General features: G+C 67.5%; 2 protein-coding genes and 2 pseudogenes. All 4 read right to left on the bottom strand.

Features of this window, described 5'->3' with window-relative positions:
• A pseudogene (locus tag Y706_RS23765) lies at nucleotides 1-2,760 on the bottom strand (AAA family ATPase); the annotation flags it as partial.
• A gap of 308 nt (nucleotides 2,761-3,068) precedes the next feature.
• Nucleotides 3,069-4,658 (bottom strand): glutamine-hydrolyzing GMP synthase, encoded by a 1,590-nt coding sequence (guaA, locus tag Y706_RS0105170; RefSeq protein WP_028275737.1) that lies wholly within the window; start codon nucleotides 4,656-4,658, stop codon nucleotides 3,069-3,071.
• Nucleotides 4,659-4,832: 174 nt separating this feature from the next.
• A complete protein-coding gene (locus Y706_RS0105175; protein WP_028275738.1) occupies nucleotides 4,833-5,342 on the bottom strand; it encodes a DUF3817 domain-containing protein in 510 nt (169 codons plus the stop codon).
• Nucleotides 5,339-5,664, bottom strand: a pseudogene (locus tag Y706_RS27830) (SURF1 family protein); the annotation flags it as partial. The gene Y706_RS0105175 and the pseudogene Y706_RS27830, both read right to left, overlap by 4 nt.

Genomic DNA, 5,664 nt, shown 5'->3' on the forward strand with positions numbered 1-5,664 from the left:
CGGGAGGCGGGTGAGTTCCCCGCCGTAAAAACCCTTGCTGAGCTGGCGCACCAGGTCTTCATCGACCGCACGGTACACGGTCCTCAGGTTCCAGACCGGAAGCACGGCAGAGAGTGCCCGGTACGAGCTCTCAACGCTTTGGTAGGAGCTCTCCCCCGCGGCGAGCCGTTCGACGCCCACGGTAAAGGTCCGGGGGCTGGCGGTCTGTTCGTCGCCGAAGGCGATGACCTGCCGGGACCGGGCGATCGCCGGGAGGACGGCCTGCAACGAGGTCGTCTCGGCGTCGAGGATCACGACGGCATCGAAGGTCTGCTCGATCGGCAGCAGGCCCGTCATGAGGTAGGGGCTGACGGACCACACCGGCACCAGTGTGGGCAGCAGCTCCTGCGCCTGGCCGCTCAGGGCTGCCAGGGTCACCCGGCCGTCCTTCAGCAGGCTGCGCAACAGCTCGGCCTGGCGGGGGTACGCCGAGATGGCAGCGCGCCAGCGCTCGGACAGGTTCCAGCGCAGCCGGGCAGCGCCGCTGGCGATATGGGCGTTGTCCGCGAGACGGTACTCCGCCTCAAGCTGGCGCAGGGCGTCGCCGTCGGACATGGCGAGGTAGTCATCGCCGCTGATCATGGCCTCCAGGGCCGACTGCCACCAGGCCAGCTCCAGTTCGGCGGTCACCGAACCCTCCGGGACCTCGCGCTCGGCAAGGTCGGCGAGAAGCTCGCCCAGGCCGTGCTCTCGCATGCTTTCGACGAGCAGCGTGCGCTCCGGAAGGGTTTCAAGGGTCGCGGTGTCGGCGACGAGCCGCCGCACCCGGGGCAGGAGTTCGTCGTAGGGTGCGCGGTCCAGGTCGCCGCCGGCGGCGGTGTGCTTGACAGCCAGGCCCAGTTCAGCCAGTTCCGCTGCGAGCTCACGGTAAAGACCGGTGATTTCAGCCAGCCCGGACGGCACGGCCGGGTGCCGCTGCGTGGTCGCGTAGCCGGACCATGCGGCGCGCTGTTCCTGCACGAGGACCAGGGAGCTGTGGAGGTCCGCGATGTGCACGCCGGGCCGGACGTACTCCTTGGCCACGCGGCGCAGGCGTGAGCGCTGCATGGACGGCATTTCGATCCCGCGTTCCCTGCGCCAGGCAGAGGACGCGGTGGCCGAGATCAGGTCGTGGACGGGCCGGTCAAAGATGTCGGGAGTGAACTTGTCCAGGCTTTCGCGGACGGCTACGAGAAGGTCGATCTGATCGCCCCATTCGGCGAAGGTCCGGCCGAGCCGGATCTCTGCGTGTTCCGCCACGGCATCCATGCGCCCGCGCAGCAACGGCAGCTTTTCCGAAACGGACTGGGCAACGCCCTGCGCTTCCTGCGTCTCTTTGCGGGTCAGCAGGCGCGCGCCGTGCCAGGGGCTGGTTGTCGACGCGCGGCTGAAGCTGCCGAGCTCCGCGGCGCGGCGGAGCCGGCCCGCGAGCTCCTCGCGGTCCCGGATGTTGTCCAGCACGCTGCGCTTGAGCCGGACTGTCGTCGCCGGTGCCGGCTGGATGGAGGTCAGCTCTGCAAGGGACTGCATGGCCTCATACGGCGAGCAACCCCAGCGCGCCCGTACGTTGTGCAGGGAGGCTACGTGGTCCATGAGGGCGTGGCGGTGCCCGGTCAGTGTGGCGTGCAGGTTGCTCAGTTGCGGCTGAAGCGACTTCTCGTTGCGGACGATCGCCCGGACCAGCTGGCCCTTCAGCTGCAGCGGGCTGGCGCTGCCTGTCAGCTGCAAGAGGACCGAATCCAGGCCGAGGCCATCCAGCTGCCCGGAGATCTCGGCGAGGCTGGCCCGCCTGTCACCAACCACCAGGACGGACTTGCCCTCGTCCACCAGGGCGCCGATGGTGTTGATGACGGTCTGGGTCTGGCCCGTGCCCGGCGGGCTGCTGACCACCAGCGAGTCGCCCGCCCGGACGGCGTCGACCACATACTGCTGGTCCGTGTCGGCGTCGAGCAGCAGAAGCTCGTCTGCGGGGTCACGGTCGTCCGTGCTGGGGAAGCGGCCGGGTTCCAGCGCAGGCACGTCGACCAGTTCGCCGGAACCGGACCGAGCCAGCGCGGTGACCAGGGGGTTGTTCTGGTTGATCCACGGATCATCGAGGTTGCCGGAGAGGTCGGCGAAGGTGGAGACGAGCAGGTTGTGTTCGACCTCCGCGCCGTGAATCGGCTGGACCAGGGTGCCCAGGCGGTCCAGAACGGGCTGCGGGTCGTAACGTGCCGTGCTGTACGCCATCCGCGTCACCGCGTTGACGTCGAAAACGATCCCGTGGACGGTCTTGAGGTGCCGGACCAGCGCCGGGTTGATCTGTGCCTGTTCGGTGAGCTGCAGCTCGTAGTCGTCCTCGCCGGGGCGCACCGTAAGGGAGATGGCGGTGAGCATGACCGGGGCCGAGATCCGTTGCGGTTTGCCGCCGACGGCGGAGGTCCAGACGACCGTGCCGGCGGAGAAATACCCCGCGTCGATGCCGCGGTCATTGGCGAGTTCGAAAATCTTGGAGCGCAGGTTGCGCGATGCCCTGGCCGCGACAACGAATTGCTGGCGGTCGCGGATCAGGGTCGAGAGCCGGGTACGCCGCCCTGCCATCAGCTGGGCGAGCCCCGAGGGATGGGCATGAGTCAGGTCAATTGAGCCTTCGGGCGTCTTGGTGAAGCGCAGCATGGTATCTGCACCCGTGACGGGCTTGAGCCCCGACAGCCATTTCCTGAACTCCTCGGAGCCCTCGGGGTGGCCTTGACCAACTGACACTGCTGCCTTCTTTTCTGTGCTCGACTTCTCTGTGCCGGACCGCGGCGGGCTCGACTCTGGCGGGTTCGTCGTATCAACGCTCGTCTGTGTTGCGTCCGCGCTTTCCCTGGCCGCATCTTGTGTGCTCGCGGTTGCCAGGCTCGCGCGGGACGCCTTGGACCATACCGGCATGCTTTCGAGGGTAGCCCGAATCCCCCGCAGGTGCGGGGCCGCAACACTGGGCGGTGCGAAATTCAGGCTGAATTGTCAGAAACATTGTCAGGAACAAAATGAAATGGCCGGCCTCGAAAGGCCGGCCACTCAGATTGCTATTCCCACTCGATGGTTCCCGGCGGCTTGCTGGTCACATCCAGCACCACGCGGTTGACGCCGTCCACCTCGTTGGTGATCCGGTTGGAAATCCGGGCCAGGAGATCGTAGGGGAGCCGCGACCAGTCGGCGGTCATGGCGTCCTCGGAGGACACGGGGCGCAGGACAATCGGGTGTCCGTAAGTGCGGCCGTCGCCCTGGACGCCCACGCTGCGGACGTCCGCCAGCAGCACCACGGGCATCTGCCACACTTCGTCATCCAGTCCGGCCGCGGTCAGCTCGGCGCGGGCGATCGCGTCGGCCTTGCGGAGCAGGTCCAGGCGTTCCTTGGTGACATCGCCGACGATCCGGATGCCGAGGCCCGGGCCGGGGAAGGGCTGGCGTCCGACGATTTCCTGCGGCAGGCCGAGCTGGGCACCGACCGCGCGGACCTCGTCCTTGAACAGGGCGCGCAGCGGTTCAACCAGTTCAAACTGCAGGTCCTCGGGGAGCCCGCCCACGTTGTGGTGGCTCTTGATGTTGGCCGCACCTTCGCCGCCGCCGGATTCGACGACGTCGGGGTACAGGGTGCCTTGGACGAGGAACTTGATCTTCTCCCCGTGCGCCGCTGCCTCGGCGATGATCGCCAGTTCGGCTTCCTCGAAGGCGCGGATGAATTCGCGGCCGATGATCTTGCGTTTGGTCTCGGGATCGCTGACGCCGGCAAGGGCGCTCAGGAAGCGCTCCTGCTCGTTGGCGACGTAGAGCTTGACGCCGGTGGCGGCCACGAAGTCGCGTTCGACCTGTTCGGCTTCGCCCTCGCGCAACAGCCCGTGGTCCACGAAGACGCAGGTCAGCTGGTCGCCGACGGCGCGCTGTACCAGGGCTGCGGCCACAGCCGAGTCGACGCCGCCGGAGAGGCCGCAGATGACCCGGGCGTCGCCGATCTGGTCACGGATCCGCTGGACCTGTTCTTCCAGAATGTTGCCGGTGGTCCAGTTCGGTTCCAGCCCGGCGCCCTTGAAGAGGAAGTTTTCCAGGACCTGCTGGCCGTAGGCCGAGTGCTTGACTTCGGGGTGCCACTGGACGCCGTAGAGGCGCTTGTCCTCATTGGCGAACGCCGCGACGTCGGCGCCCGCCGTCGTCGCCAGGACCTCAAAGCCCTCGGGGGCTTCGTGGACGGAGTCGCCGTGGCTCATCCAGGTGCTCTGGTGCTGGGGCATGCCGGCCAGGATGGAGCGGCCCTCGCCGAGAGTGGTGGTCTCGGTGGCGCCGTATTCGCGCAGGCCCGTCTGGGCCACCTTGCCGCCGAGGGCGTTGGCCATGGCCTGGAAGCCGTAGCAGATGCCGAAGACCGGGACTCCGGCCTCGAAGAGGTCGGCACCGACGCTGGGGGCGCCGTCGGCGTAGACGCTCGAGGGCCCGCCCGAGAGGATGATCGCGGCGGGGTTCTTGGCCAGCAGCTGCTCGGTGCTGTACGTATGCGGAACCACTTCCGAATACACATTCGCTTCCCGGACGCGGCGGGCAATCAGCTGCGCGTACTGGGCACCGTAGTCAACAACCAGAACCGGCCTGTGGGACGTCTGGGATGCAGTGGGAGTAGTCACCCCACTAGCCTACTTTGCGCTGCTGCCCGCCCGCACATTGAGAAGCCGGTGCGGGCCCGAATCGCGGGCCGAGGTAAGCGAACTCACATGCCCGACGGCGGTTGCCGGCGTCGTGTCACTGTTCCGGAATGACTGATCAGGACGGATCAGGAAGGGCGCCGGGTCAGAAGGGGTTCAGTACCGCTGGGGCGCCTGCGGGTTTGCTGCGAGTTCGGCCTCGACCTCGGCGTGGAACTTCTTCTCGACGAAGAAGGACAGGAACGGCACGACGCCACCCAGGGCCATGACCACCAGCTTGGTGAACGGCCAGCGCATGAGCGACCACAGCCGGAAGTTGGAAATCAGGTACACGACGTACATCCAGCCGTGCACGATCAGGACCGTGATGGAGAGGTTGACGCCCCCGATCACCCCTGGCGGCTCGGCGTCGGCGAATCCGAGGCCGAACGGCTGGCCGGTGACGGCGTTGGTGCCGCCGGCGAAGAGGTACTGACCGAAGCCGTACCGGGCGATCAGTTCGGCGCAGAGCAGCAGCAGCATCGTGCCCGTCAGGTAGGCGAGCACCTTGTAGAACTTCAGGGCGGACCGGATTTGGGCCTCGGTGCCGCCGAAGCGGCGCTTCTTCCCGGCTTTCCCCGTCCCGTTGGTGGACTGCGGCTGGATGGCGGGCTGGGGCTCGATCATGATTGCACTCTCGGGTCTGTGGGTTGGGGGGCTGTGGGATGGGAGTCGGCGGGCGCTTGGGCCGCGTTGTGGTGGGCCGCGTTGTGGTGGGCCGCGTGGCGGTCGGTTGGGGGCTCTGCCCCGGCCGTTTCCTCGTCGAGCGCGTCTTCGAGGTCGCGGCGGTAGTCATCCTTCACGAGCCGCCACCAGATGAACAACGCGAAACCGGCGAAGACCACCCATTCCACGGAATAGAAGAGGTTGAGCCAGTTGACCTGCTGCGCGGGCGGCTGCGGGCCGATCCGGAGGGGTTTGACGTCGCCGCCCGCGGCGGCGGCCCCGA

The organism is Arthrobacter sp. I3, assembly GCF_000520575.1.
GTDB classification, from domain to species: domain Bacteria; phylum Actinomycetota; class Actinomycetes; order Actinomycetales; family Micrococcaceae; genus Arthrobacter; species Arthrobacter humicola_A.

Bases quoted from the DNA above. Each gene is read 5' to 3' on its own strand.
- Y706_RS0105175 (WP_028275738.1), bottom strand. From the start codon at position 5,342: ATGATCGAGCCCCAGCCCGCCATCCAGCCGCAGTCCACCAACGGGACG.